The sequence below is a fragment of the Variovorax sp. P1_H12_2 genome (genome assembly GCF_056405335.1).
Genome location: NZ_JBFUCI010000045.1, coordinates 1 through 22868 on the forward strand (window position 1 = coordinate 1; position 22868 = coordinate 22868).

Here is a 22868-nt window from a genome sequence, read left to right on the forward strand (position 1 = left end):
GCCGGCTACATCCTCGAGAGCGGCCGCGCGGTGGTGATCGCGATCAACAAATGGGATGCGGTCGACAGCTACCAGCGCGAGCAGATCCAGCGCCAGATCGAGACCCGGCTGCCGTTCCTGAAGTTCGCGTCGCTGCATTTCATCTCGGCCATCAAGCGCCAGGGACTGGGCCCGGTCTGGCAGTCGATCGCGCAGGCCCACAAGTCGGCCACCCGCAAGATGTCGACGCCGGTCCTGACGCGGTTGCTGCTCGAGGCAGTGCAATTCCAGGCGCCGAAGCGCTCGGGCATGTTCCGTCCGAAAATGCGCTATGCGCACCAGGGCGGCATGAACCCGCCGATCATCATCATCCACGGCAATTCGCTGGAACACGTCACAGAGGCTTACAAACGCTTCCTCGAAGGGCGTTTCCGCAAGGAGTTCGACCTGGTCGGTACGCCGCTGCGGATCCAGCTCAAGACCTCGAGCAATCCGTACGCCGACAAGGACGACTGACCGCCGGCGCCTGGCGAATTGGCTGCCATTGAGCGCCGATGAGCGGCGTCAGGCGCGGAAGTTCCGGCGTTCGGTGCCGTTATTTTTAAAAGGCCATTGGACTAATTTGCTGCGACGCAGAATCGCTGTGTTAAGGTGACCGGTCCAACAACAACTCTTGAACACGGAGAATATCGTGAGCAATAAAGGGCAGCTTCTTCAAGACCCGTTCCTGAACACCCTGCGTCGCGAGCACGTGCCGGTTTCGATCTATCTGGTCAACGGCATCAAGCTGCAAGGCCAGATCGAGTCGTTCGACCAGTACGTCGTGTTGCTTCGCAATACGGTGACCCAGATGGTCTACAAGCACGCCATCTCCACCATCGTGCCGGGTCGGGCCGTCAACTTCTCGGCTGCCGAGAGCGACGACACCCCCGCCTGAACGGCGCGGAGCGCGGCGGTCACCCGTCGCGCTTTTTCATATCTGATTCCGCTTGTCTGAACTGATCCCCCGGATAGATGGCGCCGTCGTTCTCGTCGGCGTGGATTTCGGGTTGCCCCATTTCGACGGCGAACTCGAGGAACTCGGCCTGCTCGCGCAGACCGGGGGCCTGGAGCCCGTCGCGCGTCTCGTCTGCAAGCGCAAGGCGCCCGACGCCGCCCTGTTCGTCGGCAGCGGCAAGGCCGACGAGATCCGAGAACTGGCCGAGTTGCATCGGGCCAGCGAAGTGGTCTTCGACCAGTCGCTGAGCCCGGCGCAGCAGCGCAACCTCGAGCGCCAGCTCGGCATCGCCGTCTACGACCGCACTTTCCTGATCCTCGAGATCTTCGCCCAGCGCGCCCGTTCGCACGAAGGCAAGCTGCAGGTCGAACTCGCGCGCCTGCAGTACCTGAGCACGCGGCTGGTGCGGCGCTGGTCCCATCTGGAGCGCCAGACCGGCGGTGCCGGTGTGCGCGGCGGCCCGGGCGAAAAGCAGATCGAACTCGACCGCCGGATGATCGGCGAGTCGATCAAGCGCACCCGCGAGCGTCTGGCCAAGGTGCAGCGCCAGCGCGGCACCCAGCGCCGGCAGCGCGAGCGGCGCGACACCTTCAACATCTCGCTGGTGGGCTACACCAACGCCGGCAAGTCCTCGCTCTTCAATGCGCTGGTGAAGGCGCGCGCCTATGCGGCCGATCAGTTGTTCGCGACGCTGGACACCACCACGCGGCAGCTCTACCTGGGCGACGCGCGCCGCAAGGTGTCGATCTCCGATACCGTCGGCTTCATCCGCGACCTGCCGCACGGGCTGATCGACGCTTTCAAGGCAACACTGCAGGAGGCCGTCGATGCCGACCTGCTGCTGCACGTGGTGGATGCCTCGAACCCGCACCATCCCGAGCAGATGGCCGAGGTCCAGGCGGTGCTCAAGGAGATCGACGCCGACACGGTGCCGCAGATCCTGGTGTTCAACAAGCTGGACGCCCTTGAAAGCACGCAGCATCCCCTGCATCTGCAGGACGAGGTCGATGTCAACGGTGTGCAAGTGTCCCGCATCTTCCTGAGCGCCCACACCGGCGAGGGCCTTCCCGCGTTGCGGGCCGAACTCGCACGGCGATCGCAGTCGCTGACCGAGGACATGTCCGTTGAGGACGGGGCCGAATTGCACGGGGCGGCCGACTGATTGCGCACAATCCCCCTTCACTGACCAAAGAACTAAATCGAATGAATTCAAAGCCAGTGTGGAGACGGTTTCCGGCGATGTTCAACCTGAACGACGGCCGCTGGGGCCGGGGCGACGATTCGTCGTCCAACGGGGAGCGTCCCGCCGCCCAGCGGCCCGACGGCGAGCCGCCGGCACCGCCGCCCTCGGGCAACAACAACAACCGTCCGCGCGGSCAGGGCCCGAACCAGGGACCGCCCGACCTCGACGAACTCTGGCGCGATTTCAACCGCAAGCTCGGCGGCCTGTTCGGCGGCGGGCGCGGAGGCGACAACCGGCCGCCGGGCGGCAACGGCGGCAATGGCGGCGGCCTKCGGCCCGACATGAAGAACGCGGGCTTSGGGCTCGGCCTGATCGCGGTGGTGGCGGTCCTGATCTGGCTCGGCACCGGCTTCTTCATCGTCAACGAAGGCCAGCAGGCCGTGATCACGCAGTTCGGCCGCTACAAGGCCACCGTGGGGGCCGGCTTCAACTGGCGGCTGCCGTACCCGATCCAGCGCCACGAGATCGTCGTCACCTCGCAGATCCGCTCGGTCGACGTCGGCCGCGACACCATCGTGCGCTCGACCGGCCTGCGCGAGTCGGCCATGCTGACCGAGGACGAGAACATCGTCGAGATCAAGTTCGCGGTGCAGTACCGGCTGAACGATGCRCGGGCCTTCCTGTTCGAGAGCAAGGCGCCCGCCGACACCGTGGTGCAGGTGGCCGAGACCGCCGTGCGCGAGGTGGTCGGCAAGATGCGCATGGATGCGGCGCTGGCGGACGAGCGCGACCAGATCGCGCCGCGCGTGCGCACGCTGATGCAGACCATCCTGGACCGCTACAACCTGGGCGTCGAGATCGTGGCGATCAACYTGCAGCAGGGCGGGGTGCGCCCGCCCGAGCAGGTGCAGGCCGCGTTCGACGACGTGCTCAAGGCCGGCCAGGAGCGCGAGCGGATCAAGAACGAGGCGCAGGCCTACGCCAACGACGTGGTGCCGCGCGCCACCGGTACCGGCTCGCGGCTCAAGGAAGAGTCGGAGGCCTACAAGGCGCGGATCGTCGCGCAGGCGCAGGGCGACGCGCAGCGCTTCAGCTCGGTGCTCAGCGAATACCAGAAGGCGCCGCAGGTCACGCGCGACCGCATGTACACCGACGCCATGCAGCAGATCTACAGCAGCACGAGCAAGGTGCTGATCGACTCCAAGCAGAACTCCAACCTGCTGTACCTGCCGCTGGACAAGCTGATGCAGCAGGCGGGACAGGGCGCCGCCGGCACGCCTGGCGATGCCGCCAGCCCCGGCGCCGCGGGCACTGCCGCGCCGCCGTCGTCGGGGAGTCCGGCGGCGCCGTCCGCCGGCGATGCCCGCGCCCGCGATGGCCGTTCGCGCGATCGCGACGTGCGCTGAGGACTGGAAGCATATGAACAGAATCGGATTCATCGTCTCGTCGGTCCTGGTGGCGCTCGCGCTGCTGAGTTCCACGCTCTTCGTGGTCGACCAGCGCCAGTTCGGCGTGGTCTACGCGCTCGGCCAGATCAAGGAAGTGATCACCGAGCCGGGCCTGAACTTCAAGCTGCCGCCGCCGTTCCAGAACGTCTCGTACATCGACAAGCGCCTGCTGACGCTGTCGAGCCTGGACCCCGAGCCCATGCTCACGGCSGAGAAGCAGCGCGTGGTGATCGACTGGTACGTGCGCTGGCGCATCAGCAACCCGTCGGAGTACATCCGCAACGTCGGCCTGGACGAGAACGCCGGCGCGGTGCAGCTCAACCGGGTGGTGCGCAACGCCTTCCAGGAGAACATCAACAAGCGCACCGTGCGCGACCTGATCTCGACGCGCCGCGATGCGCTGATGGCCGACGTCCAGCGCGAGGTGCTGGCCGTGGTGAAGGGCGCCAAGCCGTGGGGCGTGGACATCGTCGACGTGCGCATCACGCGGGTCGACTATGTGGAGGCCATCACCGAATCGGTCTACCGCCGCATGGAGGCCGAGCGCAAGCGGGTGGCCAACGAGCTGCGTTCGACCGGTTTCGCGGAGGGCGAAAAGATCCGCGCCGACGCCGACCGCCAGCGCGAGGTGATCGTGGCCAATGCCTACCGCGACGCGCAGAAGATCAAGGGCGAGGGCGATGGCCGTGCCGCCGGCATCTATGCCGAGGCCTTCGGCCGCGATCCGCAGTTCGCGCTGTTCTATCGCAGCCTGGACGCCTACAAGCAGAGCTTCAACAAGAAGAGCGACGTGCTGGTGCTGGACCCCTCGTCGGACTTCTTCCGGGCGATGCAGGGCTCCGGCTCGGGCAGCAACGCACCGCGTCGCTGAGCACGGCCGCCGTCAAGTGGACAGCGACACCTTCTGGAGCGCGCTGGCCCTGGTCCTGGTGATCGAGGGCCTGCTGCCWYTCCTKTCYCCGGGCGGCTGGCGGCGCGGCTTCGGCCAGCTCATGCAACTGCGCGACGGCCAGCTGCGMTTCTTCGGCCTGTGCAGCATTCTTCTGGGCCTGATCCTGCTTTGGCTCCTGGGGTGATCCGCGGGTCGACCGCGTGTCTAGTGAATTGTTCGTCGAAGGGTCGAATTTTTGGACGGTAATTCTGGAATCGAGGCGGCAATATCCAACATGTCACCACAAAGGTTGCCATGTCAGATCTTGCCGCCGCCCCCTCCCAGCCGTTCGACGCCTTCGCCGACGGCTTGACCGAACCGTCGTCGCTCAGGCACCAGATCACCCGCGCGTACCGCCTGCCCGAGGAGAGCGTGCTGCCCGTCCTGCTCGAAGCGGCCCGTCTTCCGGACGGGAAGGCGAGCGACGCCCGGGCGCTTGCCCATCGCCTTGCCCGGCAGTTGCGCACGCGCAAGGCAGCGACGGGACGAGCGGGGCTGGTCCAGGGCCTGCTCCAGGAATATGCGCTGTCGTCCCAGGAAGGCGTGGCGTTGATGTGCCTTGCGGAGGCGCTCCTGCGCATTCCGGACGCGGCCACGCGCGACGCCCTCATCCGCGACAAGATCGCGCACGGGCAGTGGCAGTCGCACGCGGGGCACAGTCCTTCGCTGTTCGTGAACGCGGCGACCTGGGGCCTTCTTCTCACGGGCAAGCTGGTCGCGACACACAGCGAGTCCGGGCTGTCCACGCTTCTGGCCCGGCTGATCGGCAAGGGAGGGGAGCCGCTCATTCGCAAGGGCGTCGACATGGCGATGCGCATGATGGGCGAGCAGTTCGTGACGGGCGAGACCATCCAGCAGGCCGTCGACCAGGCGAGGGATCTCGAATCGCAGGGCTTTCGCTACTCCTACGACATGCTCGGCGAGGCCGCGCTGACCGCGCACGATGCCGAGCGCTATCGCCTGGCCTACGAACAGGCCATCCACGTCATCGGCCGCGCGTCGAACGGAAGCGGCGTGTACGAGGGGCCCGGCATCTCGATCAAGCTGTCTGCGCTGCATCCCCGCTACAGCCGAGCCCAGTACGAGCGCGTGATGACCGAGCTGTACCCGGTGCTGCGCGATCTCGCCCTGCTCGCGCAGCAGTACGACATCGGCCTCAACATCGACGCCGAGGAAGCCGATCGCCTGGAGTTGTCCCTCGATCTGCTCGAGCGACTGTGCTTCGAACCGGCCCTGGCCTGCTGGGACGGCATCGGCTTCGTCATCCAGGCGTACCAGAAGCGTTGCCCCCGCGTCATCGACCATGTGATCGACCTCGGCCGCCGCAGCCGCCATCGACTCATGATCCGGCTCGTGAAGGGCGCCTACTGGGACAGCGAGATCAAGCGCGCGCAGGTCGACGGGCAGGAGGGCTACCCCGTCTACACCCGCAAGGCCTACACGGACCTGTCGTACCTCGCATGCGCGCGCAAGCTGCTGGAGGCCCCGGATGCCGTCTATCCCCAGTTCGCCACGCACAACGCGCACACGCTGTCAGCCATCTACGTGATGGCGGATCCGTCGACCTACCGCCCGGGACAGTACGAATTCCAGTGCCTGCACGGCATGGGCGAGCCGCTCTACGAACAGGTCGTCGGACCGATCGAAACCGGCAAGCTGGGGCGGCCCTGTCGCATCTACGCCCCCGTGGGCACGCATGAAACCCTGCTCGCCTATCTGGTGAGACGCTTGCTGGAGAACGGTGCCAACACGTCGTTCGTGAACCGGATCGCCGATCCGACGATCTCGCTCGACAGCCTGGTGGAAGATCCGGTGGTGACGGTCGAGCGCCTGGCCCAGGCGGAAGGATGCGTGGGGAAGCCGCACCCCGCCATTCCGCTGCCGTCGCATCTCTACGGCCCACTGCGCCTGAACTCGAAGGGGCTCGATCTTTCGAACGAGCAATCGTTGCACGAGCTCGGCCGCGCCCTGGCGCAGAGCGCGCGCGAAACGTGGACCGCCGCGCCCATGCTCTGCGCGGCGACGCGAGCCGAGGGCGCGGCCGACACCTGGCAGCCGGTCGTGAATCCGGCCGATCATCGCGATGTGGTCGGCCAGACAAGGGAAGCGACCGTTGCGGAGGTCGACGGGGCGCTCGACCAGTCCCACGGCATCGCCGGCGATTGGTCCGCGACGCCGCCGGCGCGGCGCGCCGAGCTGCTCGAGCGGGCCGCCGACCTGATGGAGTCGCGGATGCCTCGCCTGCTCGGCCTTCTGGCGCGCGAGGCCGGGAAGACCTACCCCAACGGGATCGCGGAAGTGCGGGAGGCCGTGGATTTCCTTCGCTTCTACGCGGCCCAGGCGCGCAGCGACTTCAGCAACGAGACGCACCGTGCGCTCGGCCCGATGGTGTGCATCAGCCCCTGGAACTTTCCCCTGGCCATTTTTGTGGGCCAGGTCGCCGCGGCGCTGGCGGCCGGCAATCCGGTGCTCGCCAAGCCGGCCGAGCAGACCCCCCTGGTGGCCGCGGAGGCCGTTCGCCTGCTGTGGGAGGCCGGCGTCCCGCCCGCGGCCGTCCAGCTGCTCCCCGGGCGCGGCGAGACGGTCGGAGCGGCGCTGGTCGCCGACCCGCGAGTCCAGGGCGTGATGTTCACCGGGTCGACCGAGGTCGCGCGGATCCTGCAGAAGACGCTCGCCCAGCGACTGGGCGCGGGCGGCGAGCCGGTCCCGCTGATCGCCGAAACGGGCGGCCAGAACGCGATGATCGTCGACTCGTCGGCGCTCGCGGAGCAGGTGGTGACGGACGTGATGGCGTCCGCCTTCGACAGTGCAGGACAGCGCTGCTCCGCGTTGCGCGTGCTGTGCGTCCAGGAAGAGGCGGCCGATCGACTCGTCGACATGCTCAAGGGTGCGATGAGGGAGGCCTGCGTCGGCAATCCCTCGAAGCTGGCCGTGGACGTCGGTCCCGTCATCGATGCCGAAGCCCGCGCCGGCATCGAGCAACACATCTCGACCCTGCGGAACAAGGGCCGCGCGGTCTACCGCCAGGGGCGCGAGATGGATGACGCCACCCGGCACGGGACCTACGTCATGCCGACGCTCATCGAACTCGACCACCTCTCCGAGCTCCAGCGTGAAGTGTTCGGCCCCGTCCTGCACCTGATCCGCTATCGCCGCCAGGATCTCGGCGCGCTGCTGGGCCAGATCAACGCCACCGGCTACGGACTGACGCTGGGCGTCCATACGCGCATCGACGAGACGATCTCGCAGGTCGTCGAAGCAGCGAATGCAGGCAATGTGTACGTCAACCGCAACATGGTGGGTGCGGTCGTCGGCGTGCAGCCGTTCGGGGGCGAGGGATTGTCGGGAACCGGCCCCAAGGCCGGCGGCCCGTTGTACATGGTCCGCATGCTGGCGAAGCGGCCGGAAGACGTGCTGGCGCGGGCATTCAACGACGCGGATCCGGGAAATGCGCCGGACGTGGAAGTCAGGGCCGGCAAGCCCGCGCTCGACGCCTTGGCGGCATGGGCTTCGCAATCGGGCAATGCCCCGCTCGCGAAGACCTGCAGCCGCTTCAGGCGGCTCACGCGCAGCGGCCAGGCACGCACGCTGACCGGCCCGACCGGCGAGCGCAATGTCTACACATTGCTTGCGCGCCATGCCGTCCTTTGCCTGGCCGACGACGATGCGGACCGGCTGACGCAGCTTGCGGCCGTGCTGGCCGCCGGCAGCACGGCGTTGTGGCCTGCGGGCCAGCGCACGGCCGCCTTGTTCGCCGCGCTTCCCGCCGCCGTCCAGCCATCCATCGTCATTGCGCAGGATTGGGCCGCGCCCACCGTGGCATTCGATGCGGTGCTGCATCACGGTGACGCGGCTGCGCTCGCGGCGGTCGTTCGCCGCGTCGCGGAGCGAGACGGCCCCATCGCGGGGGTCAGGGCCTTTCAACCGGGCGCCACCGACATCCCGCTCGAGGCGCTGGTCATCGAACGCGCGCTCAGCGTGAACACCGCCGCTGCGGGCGGCAACGCCAGCTTGATGACCATCGGCTAAGCGGTGAGGAGGGCCATGAGGGCGGGAGCCTTTGGCGCGCCGTGCGCAGGCAATCCAAGCAGGCAAGCTTGCAAGGAGATCGATCCTTGGGGTTGGCAATTCCACTCAATTGATTTACCATGAACGCTCAAATGAGCGAGAGGTCGTCAATGGTCGAGAAAGCAGCCGCCCGCACGTCCGGGGCCCGCAAGCCGCCCAGGGGTCTGACCTCCCTAGGCGCCATCAGCGTTTCGGAGGTCGATGTCCCGCGTTTCGTCTTGTCTGACCCCCCGTTCCTCGAGATCTACCTCGCTGAGCCGCTGATGCGCATCACGATGGTCAAGGAAGGACTGTCGGCGGGTTACCTCGACAAGCTGGCCAAGAGCCTGAACATCACCAAGGACCGTCTGCTGCCGACGCTGGGCATCGCACAAGCGACCGTGAGCCGCAAGGTTCGCGAGGGGAAGCCTCTCTCCACGGAAGACAGCGAGCGAGCGCTGGGCATGGCGCGGCTGATCGGCCAGGTGGAGGCGATGGTGCAGCAGTCCGGCGACCCGACGGGGTTCGACGCCGCCAAGTGGCTGGCCAGGTGGCTCGAGGAGCCGCTGCCGGCCCTGGGCGGGCGCCCGCCTTCCAGCCTGATGGATACCGCCGAAGGACAGGCGATGGTCTCCAACCTGCTGGCCCGCATGCAAAGCGGGGCCTACGCTTGACGGTATCGGTCGTGCTCTGGCGCCTCGCCACGGACACGCCCGACTACCTGGCTGACGACCTGACCGGCAAGGGCGCCGAGGTCACCGGCGGCCGCTGGAATCGGAAAAGTCGAGCGGTCGTCTACACCTCGCAATCGATCGCCCTCGCATGCCTGGAGACGGTTGTGCACCTGAAGCAAGGCGGCCTCCCTTTCAATCGCTACCTCGTGAAGATGTCGGTGCCGCAAGCCACCTGGGCCGCGCGCGAGGAACGGGACGCGGCATCGCTGCCCGTGGGATGGGACGCGGAGCCGGCGGGCAAGGTCTCGCTGGATCTGGGCGACAGCTGGATCGATGACAAGACTTCAGCGCTTCTGGTCGTGCCTTCCGTGGTCGTGCCGGAGGAGCACAACGTCCTCATCAACCCGGCCCACCCCGACGCCAAGGGCATCGCCGCGCAAAAGGTGCGCAAGTGGCTGTACGACCCGCGACTGATGGGGAACCTGGCAACCTGAGCGTCGGATGCGGCGCTCACCTCGGCGTCGACCAGGAGCGATCGAGCGCGACTTCGCGCCGCAGGACACCGTGGTGCACACCCTGCGCCGACATGGTGACTTCGTCATCTGGGGGCCTGGCCTCTTTCATCGTGCCAGCTCCGCCGGCCGGCCGCCTTGCACCAAGGTGCCGACCCGAATGCCCCGATAGCCGATGGGCAGCGCGCGGCGCCTGGCATATCGTGGGCGGAAAAACGCCTGCCGTGACCCCGTCCGCCCTCTCTTCCCCACCCGATGCTGCGGACACCCGGCTGTTCGACGGCGGGCCGCCGATGCGCCTGCTGCGGCTCTGGGGGCGCTTCGACCCGGAGCATCGGCACGTCTGGCGGCGCTGCGTGGCGGTCGTCGCCATCGGCTGGCTGCCGCTGCTGGTGCTGGCGATGCTGGCGCGGGCCGACGGCCAGGAGGCGGTGTGGCGCGCGTTCCTGCAGGATGCCTCGGCGCATGTGCGTTTGCTGGTGGTCGCGCCGCTGCTGGTGCTGGCCGAAGCCGTCTGCATTCCACGGCTGGGGGAGCTGGCGCACTCGTTCCGCAGCCGCGGCGTGGTGCCCCCCTCGGAGGCCCAGCCCTACGACGCCATCGTGCGTTCGATCATCCGGCTGCGCGACGGCTGGCTGGTCGAGGCCCTGGCGGTGGTGCTGGCTTTCGTGGCGGCCGTGCTGCTGGTGCGCTATGTGCCCACCGCCTTCCTGCCGAACTGGCACCATGGCGCCCCGGAGGCGCCGCTCGGCCGCTCGCTCGCGAGCTGGTGGCACGCGCTCGTCAGCCTGCCCATCCTGCTGATCCTGCAGCTTGGCTGGTGCTGGCGGATCTTTGTCTGGGCCCGCTACCTCTGGCTGGTCGCGGGCCTGAGGTTGCGGCTGATCGCGGCCCACCCGGACGGCGCCGCCGGGCTGATGTTCGCGAGCTATTCGCTGCGCGCCTTCTCGATCCTCGGCGTGGCGATCGGCGCGCTGGTCGCCGCCACCGAACTGGCCCACGTGCTCGCGGGCGGCCCTGGCAGCCCCGAGCAGCTCGCCCGCGTGGCGCTCGGCACGGTCGTGGTCGTGCTGCTGGTCTTCACCGCGCCGGTGCTGATCTTCAGCGGGCATCTGCTGCGAACCTGGCAGCACGGCCTCGTTCGCTATGGCACGCTGTCGCAACGGCTGGGCGAGGCCCTGGAGCACAAGTGGATGAGCGGCCAGACCGGCGGCGACACCGTCGACCCGCTGGCGACCGGCGACTTCTCCGCAGTGGTCGATTTCTACCAGACGGCGGCCAACGCCTACGTGATGCGCCTGACGCCGGTCGACCTGCGCAGCCTGCTGGTGCTGGCCGCTGCCACCGCGCTGCCGTTCGGCCTGGTCGCACTGGCCCTGGTGCCTTTCGACAAGCTGCTGCAGCAGGTGGTGGGCGTCTTTCTTTAGGGCCTGTTCACCCTACCCTTTTCGCGTCCTCACCAAAGGGCAATCGGCGCTACCCGAACAGGCACTTCCCAACCGCCGATCGATGGAGCAGGATGATGGTTGCCGCGAATTGCATTCGCAAGCGAGACCCGAGGCACCACCATGAATTCGAACGTCACGGCCGCTGAAAAGCTGTCCAAGAGCTTCGAGGAGGGCTACAGCGAGGAAGTTCGCGGGCTGGCGGTGTGGCAGGTGATCGGCATGGCCCTGCTTGCCGCGCACGGCATTGCCGACGAAAGGCTCAGCCTGTCGTTCCGCGGCTTCGTGCACGGCTGGCTCAAGGAGCGGGGCGTCGATGAGGAGGAGTTCCAGCGCGCCGTGAAAGCGCTGGAAGAACTGCTGGACTACACCGACCTCCCGTCCATCCTCCGGCACTGAAACCCGCCACCTAGTTGGTGCCAGCCGCGGCCGAGGCCCGGGTGCGCAGCGCGAGCAGCCCCATTGCAGCACCGAGGAGCAGCGCCCCGATCCATTGGCGCGGCAGCATCGGCGCGTCCCACAGCAACCACATCAGCAGGGTCGCCACCAGGGGCTCAACCAACGTGCCGATGACGGCCGCCGTTGGAGACAGCCGCCGCGAACCCCAGGCGAATGCCAGGTACGCGACCGAGGTCGTCACCACGCCGGTATAGGCAATGCCAAGCCAGTGCCCGGCATCGCTCGGCCAGGTCACGCCCAGCGCGCTCGCAAGCAAGGCCATGCAGGCGGCCGCGCTCGTCATCCCCCAAGTCGATGCAGCGACCGGTGAAACACTGGCGGGCATGCGGGCGTTGCACAGCACCACCGTGGCATACAGGGCCGCCGAAGCCAGCGACCACGCCAAGCCGGCCCCATGGCCGGGTGCGAGCTGCCAGCCGTCGACCGGCAAGGCAATCCATGCCACACCGATCAACGCCAGTGCCAGCGCGCCGAACAGACGGCGACTGGCCGGCTCGTAGCCGCGCAGCACCGACACCATTGCCACGATCACCGGGGCGCAGCAGATCGAGATCACGGTGGGAATTGCGGCGCCCAGGTGCGCAACGCCTTCGAACCAGCAACTCACATTCAGCGCCATCGCCAGCCCCGCGCCGAGCATCAAGGCCTGTTGGCGCCGCGCCAGATCGCGCCAGCGCGCCGACGCGCCGGCGGCTGCGCGCAGATGCCACCACCACAGGAGCGGCAAGCCGAGCGAAAAGCGCGCGAGCGCCAGGCTGTACGGCGAAATGCCGCGCTCGATCAAATGCTGCGCCACGAGGGCGCCGCCGCCCCACAACACGCCCGCCGACAAGACGCCGCCCCACGCGAGCCGCGCTCCATTCAAGATTTTCATGATTCGCACACCGTCGAGTGCCCGGACAAACGGGCACGTTGTTCCCGCGCTCAGGCCATCGCATGGGATGGCCTGAGCCCTCTGCTGCGCCACGAGGGGCGCGGAGACTCAGAGGGAAGGGGGCGGGGGAGCGCAGCGGCGGAAATGCATGGTGGCGAATATTAGCCTGGCCACACGTGGCCTGCACGGCATCCTGGGGGTGCGCCTCGACGCTGACAGCCGCCGCGGCCATACTGGGGTTCTCTACGAATGGAGGTCGAAGATGGCCCAGCATGCAATTACCGCCGTCCACTATGAGGGCGACAAGATCGATCTCGTCGCCATTCATGCGGTTGTGGACAAGGAGCTCGGATCGACCGGGTTGGCCCTTGGCACGGCACAGCGGATCAGCATGGCGGAGTGCACCGGTCTGCTTGCTGCCGGCGAGGAGGTGTGCCTTGCGCGGCGCACGGAAGACCATGCCTGGGAAGTCATTTGCGACGTTGAGCTCCTGCCGGGCGGAAAAGGCATCACCGGCGTCGACCTGGTCGACCGCCCCAACGATGCCTTGCAGAACCTTCCCACATGGGGCTGACGGTGAGGAAAAAGCCGGCGGGTCCCGGCTGAAAAATCCCCGGCTTGCACCTTGGGGGGTCTCGGCTGGCGAGCAGGTCTGCCCTTTCGGGCAGCGAAGTTGCCCCTTGCCCTGATGTACAGATGGCGCTGTCGAGTTGACCATCGTCTGGCGAACCAGACCATCGATTCGACGAGCCGCTGCCTGGCGCACGCGGCCTGCCGTTCGCACGGCCAGGCAACTTGCCTGCCCTTTTCATTTTTTCTCATGCAAAGGAAAAGACATGGCGGCGAAGAAACCCAACATCCTGATTCTTTGGGGTGACGACATCGGCTTGTGGAACATCAGCCATTTCAGTCGCGGCATGATGGGCTACCGGACGCCCAACATCGACCGCGTCGCGGAAGAAGGCGTGACCTTCACCGACTACTACGCGCAGCAGAGTTGCACCGCGGGCCGCGCCTGCTTCATCACCGGCCAGAACCCGATCCGCACCGGCCTGACCAAGGTCGGCATGCCCGGCGCCACCGTCGGACTTCAGAAGGAAGATCCGACCATTGCCGAGCTGCTCAAGCCGCTCGGCTATGCCACGGGCCAGTTCGGCAAGAACCACCTGGGCGACCGCGACGAATTCCTGCCCACCGTGCACGGCTTCGACGAATTCTTCGGCAACCTCTATCACCTGAACGCCGAGGAGGAGCCCGAGCTCCCCGACTATCCGAAGGATCCGGCATTCAGGAAGCAGTTCGGTCCTCGCGGCGTGCTCCACTGCATCTCGGACGGCAAGGGCGGGCAGACGATCAAGGACACCGGCCCGCTGACCAAGAAGCGCATGGAAACCATCGACGAGGAGATCACCGACGCGGCCCTCTCCTGGATGGAGAAGCAGGCGAAGGCGGACCAGCCCTTCTTCCTCTGGTACAACTCGACCGCGATGCATTTCCGCACCCACGTGGCTGAAAAGAACATCGGCAAGAGCGGACAGGACCCCTACAGCGACCGCATGGTCGTCCACGACGAGCAGATCGGCCAGATGCTCGCCAAGCTCGACGAACTGGGCATCGCCGACAACACCATCGTGATGTACTCCACCGACAACGGACCGGAGAACGACACCTGGCCGGACGGCGCCAACACCCCGTTCCGCGGCCAGAAGGACTCGAACTGGGAAGGTGGCTGGCGAGTGCCGTGCCTCATGCGCTGGCCGGGCAAGATCAAGGCCGGCTCGGTCCTGAACGGCATCGTCTCCCACATCGACATGTTCCCGACCCTGCTTGCGGCGGCCGGCAATCCCGACGTGACCGAGCAGCTCCTCAAGGGCTGCAAAGTGGGCGACAAGACGTTCAACGTCCATCTCGACGGCTACAACCAGATTCCCTACCTGACCGGTGCCGTGAAGGAGAGTCCGAGGAACGTCATCGTCTACTTCAGCGATGACGGGGAGGTGATTGCGGTGCGGGTCGGCGACTACAAGTTCCACCTGGCGGAGCAGCGCGCCGACACCATGAGACAGTGGGCCGAGCCGTTCGTGAAGCTTCGGCTGCCGTACATCATGAACCTGCGGCGCGACCCGTTCGAGCGGGCCCCGGTGAACTCGAACACCTACCTGGACTGGATGGTCGATCACGTGCCGCAGATGTACCAGATGCAGGCGGTGATCGCCGGGCAGATCGCGGATTTCGCCAAGTTCCCGCCTCGCCAGAAGCCCGCGTCGTTCAACCTGGACGCGGTGTTGGCCCAGGTGTCGGGTCACGGCAACTCCTGACTTCGATGCGAGACGCCGGCCGGGTGGCGCGGGAGGTCAACGCTTTCTACGAGCGTCATCCCTACCCGCCTCCGGTCGACGATCTGGCGCGCTACCGGCAGTCGTGGAGCGAGGACCGGCGGCGCGCCGAGGCCCATCTGTTCTGGCCGGATGAACCCTATCGCGAGGATCGGACCATCCTGGTCGCCGGATGCGGCACCTCCCAGGCCGCCAAGCACGCGATGCGCTGGCCCCGCGCGAAGGTGGTCGGCATCGATGTCAGCGCAACGAGCATCGATCAGACCGAACGGCTCAGGCGCAAGCACGGCCTCGACAATCTAGAGGTCCACCAACTCCCGGTCGAGCGCGCATCCGAATTGGGGCGCACTTTCGACCACGTGGTCTGTACCGGCGTCCTGCATCATCTGCCGGACCCCGACGCGGGCCTGCGGGCCCTTCGCGAGGTGCTGGAGCCCAACGGTGCCTTGCACCTGATGATCTATGCGCCCTATGGGCGCGCCGGGGTGTACCTGCTGCAGGACTACTGCCGCCGGCTCGGCATCGGCACTTCGGCGGATGAGATCCAGGCGCTCGCGGCGAGTCTTCGGGCGTTGCCGCCGGACCACCCGCTGATGCCCTTGTTGCGCAGTGCGCCTGACTTCAAGGACCCGGCAGGGTTGGCCGATGCGCTTCTGCACCCCCAGGACCGGGCTTACTCGGTCCCGCAGCTGTTCGAATTCCTTCGTGCGGGTGGCTTCAGGTTCGGCCGCTGGTTGGGCCAGGCGGCCTATCTGCCCCAGTGCGGCGCCCTGGCATCTTCTGCGCATCAGCCGCTGCTGGCCCGGCTTCCGGTGGAGGCGCAGTACGCCGCAGTCGAACTCTTCCGCGGCTCGATGGTCCGCCACAGCGTGGTGGCGTACCGCAGCGACCGGCCGGATCACGAGCGCGTCAGTTTCGAGGGCGATGCATGGCTGGACTTCGTACCCCTGCGCGTCGCAGACACGGTCATGGTGCAGGAGCGACTGCAGCCGGGTGCTGCGGCGGTGCTGATCAACCGTCACCATACCTACACCGACCTGTACCTGCCGATCACCGCCGAACAGAAGAAGCTCGTCGATGCCATCGATGGCCAGCGCTCCATCGGCGAGATCGCGCCGGAGCAGGCGCAGCGCCAAGGAGCGCGCGTCTTGTTCGAGGGACTCTGGTGGTACGACCAGGCGGTGTTCGACTTGTCGCGCACGCGTGTCGGGGGGCGGATGTGACAGGCCAGCAGCCGGTCACTTCTTCTTGCCCTTCCTGGTCGGTATGCGGCGTAGGCCACGTTTACAGCGTCTTGGTCAGGATCAGGATGAAGCGCGTGGCGTTGGGCGAGAAGGTGGTCTGGCCGATGGGACCGATGGGCGAGGGGATGCCCGGGCTTGCGACCAGGTTGAACGCGCTCTGCTCGTTGCCGCCCTGGACGTAGCCGCCGAGCGAGAGGCCGCTGCCGAAGTCGTAGGCCGCGCCGACGTTGTAGTCGAGGTAGTCCTTGTAGCCCAGGCTCCTGATGTCGCTGGAGAAGAAGGTGTAGCCGAGGGCTGCCTTGAAGGTCAGCTTGGGCACGATCTCCCTGGTGTAGGCGAAGTTCAGGTAGCCGGTGTTGGTGCCGTCCAGGCCCGAGCCGCCCTTGTTGCCGGCGTAGTTGAAGTAGTCCTTGGAGACGGTCCAGGAGTACTTGGCGGTGAAGGCGCCGACGTTCTCGTCGGCCCAGGTGCCTGCGCCGTAGATCTCGGTGGTGTTGCCGGCGCTGTTGCCGGGGTAGACATAGGTCAGCACGCCGACGTCCCAGTCGATCGGGCCGCCCTTGAATTTGTAGCCGCCGTAGAAGTCCATCTCGACGGAGTTGCCCTTGAGCCAGTTGACGCTGGAGTTCCAGTTGCCGAGGTAGAAGCCGGAGTCGCCAAAGGCGTAGTCCAGGCCGCCCTGGATCGCGGGCTTGACGTAGTTGTCATTGGCGAAGTCGTGCTTGCCGAGGACGTCCTGGTCCTGGCCGCGGAACTTGTAGTTGGTGGCCAGCGAGACGTTGCCCGTGAGCTGCGCGCTCGCGAGCATCGGCAGGGCGGCCAGGGTCGTGAGAGAAAGCATTTTCGCGATGGCGTATGTCATGTTCGAAGGTGTTTGTGAGCGAGCCACGAGCGTAGGGGCGAGTCCGTAAAAGGGACGTAAAAAGCCACGGCCTGCGCGTAAAAGTCTCGAACATCGAGGGCGGCGTTTACGCTTTCTTTACGCCCCTCGGCGCACTCTATTCCCCGTTTTTACGCACCCGTCCGGACACTTGCTGCATCGTTTTCTTGATGCAGGAGTGATGAATGGACCTCGTATGGATGGCCGCCATTGCGGCGATGTGGGTCGTGATGGCCGAAGCCGTGCTCGGGCTGTGCAAGCTCGACGCACCGAAAGGGGAGCGCCCGTGATCGGCCTCGATGTTCTCTACGGGTTCGGCGGCCTGGTCGCCGTGCTCCTCTTCGCCTATCTGGTGTTCGCGCTGATCTGCGCCGAGGAGTTCTGAGATGAAACTCACCCCCGAAGCGCCTTGCGGCGCCCCGAGTCGCTGCCAGAGGCAGCGGCTCTTCGGGTCCGTCCGAGCCTGCGCAGGCAGGCTTGGAGCCGCGGACCTCAGCCCCTCAAGGGGGCAACACCAGCGGCCCGGCAAAGCCGGTTCCGCGGTGTTCCTGGCCTTTGAATGCGCCGGCTTCATGGAGCGCGGGTCACGCAATAGCGTGGTGGAAGACTGATATGAACTCATCCGCTTGGGGCCTGCTGGTCCTCTTCCTGGTCGTGCTCGGCGTGCTCGCCTGGCCGCTCGGCCGCTTCCTCGCGGCCCTGTGCGACGGCCGCCTGCCGCGCTGGATGCAGCGCGCCGAAGCACCGCTCTACCAGCTGGTGGGAACGTCGCCCGAACAGTCGATGCACTGGCGCAGCTACGCATTGGCGCTGCTCGCCTTCAATGCGATCGGCGCCCTGGCCGTCTATGGCCTTCAGCGGCTGCAGGGCATGCTGCCGCTCAACCCGGCGGGCATGGCAGCGGTGTCGCCCGATTCGTCCTTCAACACCGCCGTGAGCTTCGTCGCCAATACCAACTGGCAGGGCTATGCCGGTGAATCGACCATGAGCTACCTCACGCAGATGCTGGGGCTCTCGGTGCAGAACTTTCTTTCGGCCGCCACCGGCATTGCGGTGGCGTTCGCGCTGGCGCGCGGCTTCGCGGCGCGGCGCACCGACGGCAAGGGCTTCGTCGGCAACTTCTGGGTCGACGTCACGCGCATCACCGCCTGGGTGCTGCTGCCGATCGCGTTCGCGATCGCGATGGTGCTGGCGGGCCAGGGCGTGATCCAGAACTTCGACGCCTACAAGAGCGTGACCACGGTGGAGGCCACGGCCTACCAGAATCCAAAGCTGGATGCGGCGGGCCAGCCGATCAAGGACGCGCAAGGCAATCCGGTGACGGAAGACGCGAGCACCACCACGCAGACGCTCGCCATGGGGCCGGTCGCGTCGCAGGAAGCGATCAAGATGCTCGGCACCAACGGTGGCGGCTTCTTCAACGCCAACTCGGCCCATCCGTACGAGAACCCGACGGCGCTCTCCAACTTCGTCGAGATGCTGGCGATCTTCCTGATTCCGGCGGCGCTGTGCTTCGCCTTCGGCCGCGTGGTCGGCGACCGGCGGCAGGGCTGGGCCATCCTCGCGGCGATGACGGTGATGTTCGTGCTGGCGGTGATCGCGGTCATTCCGGCCGAGCAGGCCGGCAACCCGCTGCTGCCGCCCCTCGGCGTCGACCAGGCGCAGAGCGCGCTGCAGGCCGGCGGCAACATGGAAGGCAAGGAAGTGCGCTTCGGCATCAGCGCCTCGGCCCTGTTCGCGGCCGTCACCACCGCGGCCTCGTGCGGCGCGGTGATCGCCATGCACGATTCCTTCACGCCGCTGGGCGGCATGGTGCCGCTGGTGCTGATGCAGCTCGGCGAGGTGGTGTTCGGCGGGGTCGGCACAGGCCTCTACGGCATGCTGGTCTTCGCGATCCTGGCGGTGTTCATCGCCGGGCTGATGATCGGCCGCACGCCCGAGTACCTGGGCAAGAAGATCGAGACGCACGAGATGAAGCTGACCTCGATCGCGATCCTGGTCACGCCGATCCTGGTGCTGGCCGGCACCGCCGTCGCCGTGATTGCAGACGCGGGCCAAGCTGGCATCGCCAATCCGGGCGCGCACGGATTCTCGGAAATCCTCTACGCGTTCACCTCGGCCGGCAACAACAACGGCAGCGCCTTTGCCGGCCTGTCCGCCAACACACCGTTCTACAACGCGTGGCTCGCCATCGCGATGTGGTTCGGCCGCTTCGGTGTGATCGTGCCGGTGCTCGCCATCGCGGGTTCGCTGGCGGCCAAGAAACGCCTGCCGGTGACGGCCGGGACCATGCCCACGCACGGCCCGCTGTTCGTCACGCTGCTGATCGGCACGGTGCTGCTGGTCGGCCTGCTCAACTATGTGCCCGCGCTGGCTCTCGGCCCGGTCGTCGAGCACCTGATGTTGTGGAAATGAGACCGCCGACCATGAAACAGAATCCTTCTCCTATCTCCCTCGGCGAGCCCGCCGAACTGGCGGCCGTGGTTGAAGCCAAGGCCCTCGCCAGGAAGAAAATGCACCTCTCGCTGTTCGATGCCGCGCTGGTCAAGCCGGCCCTGTGGAGCGCCTTCGCCAAGCTGAGCCCGCGGGTGCAGTGGCGCAATCCGGTGATGTTCATCGTCTACATCGGCAGCATCCTCACGACCTTGCTGTGGGTGCACGCGCTGAGCTTTCCGGGCGACACCGGCATGTCGTCGGCCTTCGTGTTCGCGGTGTCGGTCTGGCTGTGGTTCACCGTGCTGTTCGCCAACTTCGCCGAAGCGCTGGCCGAGGGCCGTAGCAAGGCGCAGGCCGCTTCGCTGCGGGGGCTGCGCAAGGACACCTGGGCCAAGAAGTTGGCCGAGCCCTTCCATGGCGGCAAGTGGCTGCCGCAGCAGGCGCCCGATCTGCGCCGCGGCGACGTCGTGCTGGTCGAGGCCCACGACGTGATCCCGCTCGACGGCGAGGTGATCGAAGGCGTCGCCTCGGTCGACGAAAGCGCCATCACCGGCGAATCGGCCCCCGTGGTGCGCGAATCGGGCGGCGACTTCTCGGCCGTCACCGGCGGCACCCGCGTGCTGTCGGACTGGCTGGTCGTGCGCATCACGGTCAATCCCGGAGAGTCCTTTCTCGACCGCATGATCGGCATGGTCGAGGCCGCCAAGCGGCAGAAGACGCCGAACGAGATCGCGCTGACCATCCTGCTGGTGGCGCTGACCCTCGTGTTCCTGATGGTCACCGTCACGCTGCTGCCGTATTCGGTGTTCAGCGTCAACGCGATCGGCACCGGCACGGTGGTGTCGCTGACCGCACTGGTGGCGCTGCTGGTGTGCCTGATCCCGACCACCATCGGCGGCCTGCTGTCGGCGGTCGGCGTGGCCGGGATGAGCCGCATGATGCAGGCCAACGTGATCGCCACCTCGGGCCGCGCCGTCGAGGCCGCGGGCGACGTCGATGTGCTGCTGCTCGACAAGACCGGCACCATCACGCACGGCAATCGCCAGGCCAGCGCCTTTCTCACGGCGCCGGGCGTGTCACAGGCCAAACTGGCGCGCGCCGCGCTGCTGGCCTCGCTGCCCGACGAGACGCCGGAGGGTCGCAGCATCGTCGAATTGGCCCGCCGCGGCGGCATCGACGGCCAGGGCGTCGACGGTGCGCACTTCGTGCCCTTCACCGCCCAGACCCGCATGAGCGGCGTCAACCTGCCGGCGGCGCCGACGAGCCTGGACGCCGATCCGGTCGCGCTGCGCAAGGGCGCGGTCGACGCGGTGCGCCGGCACGTGGAGGCGCTGGGCGGCTCGATGGCGCCCGAGGTGCTGCATGCCGCCGACACGGTGGCGCGCCGCGGCAGCACGCCGCTGGCGGTGGCCGAGGGCAGCCGGGTGCTCGGCATCGTCGAGCTCAAGGACATCGTCAAGACCGACATCAAGGAGCGCTTCGCCGAGCTGCGCCGCATGGGCATCAAGACCGTGATGATCACCGGCGACAACAAGCTCACGGCCGCCGCGATCGCGGCCGAGGCCGGCGTCGACGATTTCCTGGCCGAGGCCACGCCCGAAGACAAGCTGGCGCTGATCCGCAAGTACCAGTCCGAGGGCCGCCTGGTCGCGATGACCGGCGACGGCACCAACGACGCGCCGGCGCTCGCCCAGGCCGACGTGGCGGTCGCCATGGGCAGCGGCACGCAGGCCGCCAAGGAGGCCGGCAATATGGTCGACCTCGACTCGAACCCGACCAAGCTGCTGGAAGTGGTGGAGACCGGCAAGGCGCTGCTGATGACGCGCGGCTCGCTCACCACCTTCTCGATCGCCAACGACGTCGCCAAGTACTTCGCCATCATTCCGGCGATCTTCGTCTCGACCTACCCGCAACTGGGCGCACTCAACGTGATGCAGCTCGCGAGCCCGTCGTCGGCGATCCTGTCGGCGGTGATCTTCAATGCGCTGGTCATCGTGTTCCTGATCCCGCTGGCGCTCAAGGGCGTGCGCTACCGCCCGGTGGGTGCCGCGGCGCTGCTGCGCCGCAACCTCGCGATCTACGGCCTCGGCGGCCTGGTCGTCCCCTTCATCGGCATCAAGCTCATCGACTGGCTGCTGGTCGCCGTGCATCTCGTCTGAGGATCTCATCACCATGACAAGCATTCTTCGTCCCGCCCTGGTGCTCTTCGTGCTGCTCAGCGCGTTGACCGGGCTCCTGTATCCGCTGGCCGTGACCGGCGCCGCGCAGGCGCTGTTTCCGGCCCAGGCCGAAGGCAGCCTGGTTCTGCGCGACGGCAAGGCGGTCGGCTCTTCGCTGATCGGCCAGAACTTCAGCGATCCGAAGCACTTCTGGGGCCGTCCGTCGGCCACCGCGCCGATGCCCTACAACGCGGCCGCGTCGGGCGGTTCCAACCAGGGGCCGCTGAATCCGGCGCTGGCCGAGGCGGTCAAGGGCCGCATCGAGGCGCTGCGCACGGCGGACCCGGGCAACACAGCGCCAGTGCCGGTCGACCTGGTCACGGCCTCGGCCAGCGGGCTCGATCCGCACATCAGCCCGGCCGCCGCGCGCTACCAGGCGGCGCGGGTGGCGCGTGTGCGCGGGCTGCCGGCCGACCATGTCGAGCAGCTGATCGCGGATCACACCGCGGCGCCGCTGTGGGGCGTGCTCGGCGAACCGCGCGTGAACGTGCTGGCGCTGAACCTGGCGCTCGATCAGGTGCGCTGAGGAGCGCTCGCGATGGACGACGATCTGCTGCACGCGCTGTTGGCGCTGGCCGTCCTCTTCATTCCGCTGGGCTTTGCATGGTTCATGGTGTCGTTCACCACCCGGCGGCGCGCCCGCCGTGATCGGCATGCGGTGCGCAAGGACCTGCCGCTGCGCTGACCCGTCCCGCCATGAACGACGCCGCGCGCCCCGACCCCGATGCCCTGCTCGCGCAACTGCGCGCGGAGGACGAGCGCGCGCGGCGCGGCAAGCTGCGCATCTACTTCGGTGCCAATGCCGGTGTCGGCAAGACCTGGGCGATGCTCAGCGCCGCGCAGCGCGAGCATACGGCGGGCCGCGATGTGGTGATCGGCGTGGTCGAGACGCATGGCCGCAGCGAGACCGCGGCGCTGCTGGCCGGCCTCCAGGCGCTGCCCCTGCGCGAGCTGCCCTACCGCGGCCGCACGCTGCGGGAGTTCGACCTCGACGCCGCGCTGGCGCGCCGGCCGGCCGTGCTGCTGGTCGACGAGCTCGCCCACACCAACGCCCCGGGCTCGCGCCACGCCAAGCGCTGGCAGGACGTGCAGGAACTGCTGGCCGCCGGCATCGAGGTCTGGTCGGCGCTCAACGTGCAGCACCTCGAAAGCCTCAACGGCACGGTCGGCGCGATCACCGGCGTGCGCGTGCACGAGACCGTGC

General features: G+C 67.4%; 22 protein-coding genes. 20 read left to right on the forward strand and 2 right to left on the reverse strand.

Annotated elements, in window-relative coordinates; genetic code table 11:
* The 11 genes from AC1D2K_RS07435 to AC1D2K_RS07485 form a co-directional block, all read left to right on the forward strand.
* A partial coding sequence (locus AC1D2K_RS07435) for a ribosome biogenesis GTPase Der (protein ID WP_478087552.1) occupies positions 1-495 on the forward strand: 495 nt, incomplete at its 5' end.
* A gap of 175 nt (positions 496-670) precedes the next feature.
* Positions 671-916: an RNA chaperone Hfq gene (gene hfq, locus AC1D2K_RS07440; protein ID WP_442287887.1), complete on the forward strand. Its 246-nt coding sequence runs from the start codon at positions 671-673 to the stop codon at positions 914-916.
* A gap of 52 nt (positions 917-968) precedes the next feature.
* On the forward strand, positions 969-2138 hold the full coding sequence (gene hflX / locus AC1D2K_RS07445; protein WP_478087553.1) for a GTPase HflX: 1170 nt from the start codon (positions 969-971) through the stop codon (positions 2136-2138).
* Between the two features lie 77 nt (positions 2139-2215).
* Positions 2216-3565 (forward strand): FtsH protease activity modulator HflK, encoded by a 1350-nt coding sequence (gene hflK / locus AC1D2K_RS07450; RefSeq protein ID WP_478087579.1) that lies wholly within the window; start codon positions 2216-2218, stop codon positions 3563-3565.
* A 13-nt stretch (positions 3566-3578) separates the two neighbouring features.
* Positions 3579-4478 (forward strand): protease modulator HflC, encoded by a 900-nt coding sequence (gene hflC, locus AC1D2K_RS07455; protein ID WP_478087554.1) that lies wholly within the window; start codon positions 3579-3581, stop codon positions 4476-4478.
* A 16-nt stretch (positions 4479-4494) separates the two neighbouring features.
* On the forward strand, positions 4495-4683 hold the full coding sequence (locus tag AC1D2K_RS07460; protein ID WP_478087555.1) for a DUF2065 domain-containing protein: 189 nt from the start codon (positions 4495-4497) through the stop codon (positions 4681-4683).
* A gap of 110 nt (positions 4684-4793) precedes the next feature.
* A complete protein-coding gene (putA, locus tag AC1D2K_RS07465; RefSeq protein ID WP_478087557.1) occupies positions 4794-8567 on the forward strand; it encodes a trifunctional transcriptional regulator/proline dehydrogenase/L-glutamate gamma-semialdehyde dehydrogenase in 3774 nt (1257 codons plus the stop codon).
* A gap of 149 nt (positions 8568-8716) precedes the next feature.
* Positions 8717-9259 carry a type II RES/Xre toxin-antitoxin system antitoxin gene (parS, locus tag AC1D2K_RS07470; RefSeq protein WP_478087558.1) on the forward strand — a complete coding sequence of 181 codons (543 nt, stop codon included), beginning with the start codon at positions 8717-8719 and terminating at the stop codon, positions 9257-9259.
* Between the two features lie 11 nt (positions 9260-9270).
* On the forward strand, positions 9271-9753 hold the full coding sequence (locus AC1D2K_RS07475; protein ID WP_478087560.1) for an RES family NAD+ phosphorylase: 483 nt from the start codon (positions 9271-9273) through the stop codon (positions 9751-9753).
* Between the two features lie 242 nt (positions 9754-9995).
* Positions 9996-11198, forward strand: coding sequence for a hypothetical protein (locus AC1D2K_RS07480; RefSeq protein ID WP_478087562.1), 1203 nt, complete (start codon positions 9996-9998; stop codon positions 11196-11198).
* 141 nt (positions 11199-11339) lie between these two features.
* Positions 11340-11615 (forward strand): hypothetical protein, encoded by a 276-nt coding sequence (locus tag AC1D2K_RS07485; RefSeq protein ID WP_478087563.1) that lies wholly within the window; start codon positions 11340-11342, stop codon positions 11613-11615.
* A 10-nt stretch (positions 11616-11625) separates the two neighbouring features.
* Here the strand turns inward: AC1D2K_RS07485 and AC1D2K_RS07490 are convergent, their stop codons facing one another.
* Positions 11626-12642 (reverse strand): DMT family transporter, encoded by a 1017-nt coding sequence (locus tag AC1D2K_RS07490; RefSeq protein WP_478087565.1) that lies wholly within the window; start codon positions 12640-12642, stop codon positions 11626-11628.
* 169 nt (positions 12643-12811) lie between these two features.
* On the opposite strand from AC1D2K_RS07490, the gene AC1D2K_RS07495 reads away from it, so the two are divergent.
* From AC1D2K_RS07495 to AC1D2K_RS07505, 3 genes are all read left to right on the forward strand, one after another.
* A complete protein-coding gene (locus AC1D2K_RS07495; protein ID WP_478087566.1) occupies positions 12812-13123 on the forward strand; it encodes a hypothetical protein in 312 nt (103 codons plus the stop codon).
* Between the two features lie 262 nt (positions 13124-13385).
* Positions 13386-14867, forward strand: a complete 1482-nt coding sequence (locus tag AC1D2K_RS07500) for an arylsulfatase (RefSeq protein ID WP_478087567.1) — start codon at positions 13386-13388, stop codon at positions 14865-14867.
* Positions 14868-14890: 23 nt separating this feature from the next.
* Positions 14891-16108 (forward strand): class I SAM-dependent methyltransferase, encoded by a 1218-nt coding sequence (locus tag AC1D2K_RS07505; RefSeq protein ID WP_478087569.1) that lies wholly within the window; start codon positions 14891-14893, stop codon positions 16106-16108.
* A gap of 61 nt (positions 16109-16169) precedes the next feature.
* On the opposite strand, the gene AC1D2K_RS07510 is transcribed toward AC1D2K_RS07505, so the two are convergent.
* Positions 16170-16991 (reverse strand): TorF family putative porin, encoded by an 822-nt coding sequence (locus AC1D2K_RS07510; protein ID WP_478087570.1) that lies wholly within the window; start codon positions 16989-16991, stop codon positions 16170-16172.
* A 304-nt stretch (positions 16992-17295) separates the two neighbouring features.
* Here AC1D2K_RS07510 and kdpF point away from each other — a divergent pair, with 304 nt between their 5' ends.
* The 6 genes from kdpF to AC1D2K_RS07540 all read left to right on the forward strand — a co-directional run.
* On the forward strand, positions 17296-17394 hold the full coding sequence (kdpF, locus tag AC1D2K_RS07515) for a K(+)-transporting ATPase subunit F (RefSeq protein ID WP_478087571.1): 99 nt from the start codon (positions 17296-17298) through the stop codon (positions 17392-17394).
* 227 nt (positions 17395-17621) lie between these two features.
* Entirely contained in the window at positions 17622-19424 is a 1803-nt protein-coding gene (gene kdpA, locus AC1D2K_RS07520) for a potassium-transporting ATPase subunit KdpA (protein WP_478087572.1), read from the forward strand.
* Positions 19425-19522: 98 nt separating this feature from the next.
* Positions 19523-21604 carry a potassium-transporting ATPase subunit KdpB gene (gene kdpB, locus AC1D2K_RS07525; RefSeq protein WP_478087581.1) on the forward strand — a complete coding sequence of 694 codons (2082 nt, stop codon included), beginning with the start codon at positions 19523-19525 and terminating at the stop codon, positions 21602-21604.
* Positions 21605-21617: 13 nt separating this feature from the next.
* Entirely contained in the window at positions 21618-22190 is a 573-nt protein-coding gene (gene kdpC, locus AC1D2K_RS07530) for a potassium-transporting ATPase subunit KdpC (RefSeq protein WP_478087573.1), read from the forward strand.
* 12 nt (positions 22191-22202) lie between these two features.
* Positions 22203-22349, forward strand: a complete 147-nt coding sequence (locus AC1D2K_RS07535; RefSeq protein ID WP_478087575.1) for a hypothetical protein — start codon at positions 22203-22205, stop codon at positions 22347-22349.
* A gap of 11 nt (positions 22350-22360) precedes the next feature.
* On the forward strand, positions 22361-22868 hold a 508-nt coding region (locus tag AC1D2K_RS07540; protein ID WP_478087577.1), incomplete at its 3' end, for a histidine kinase.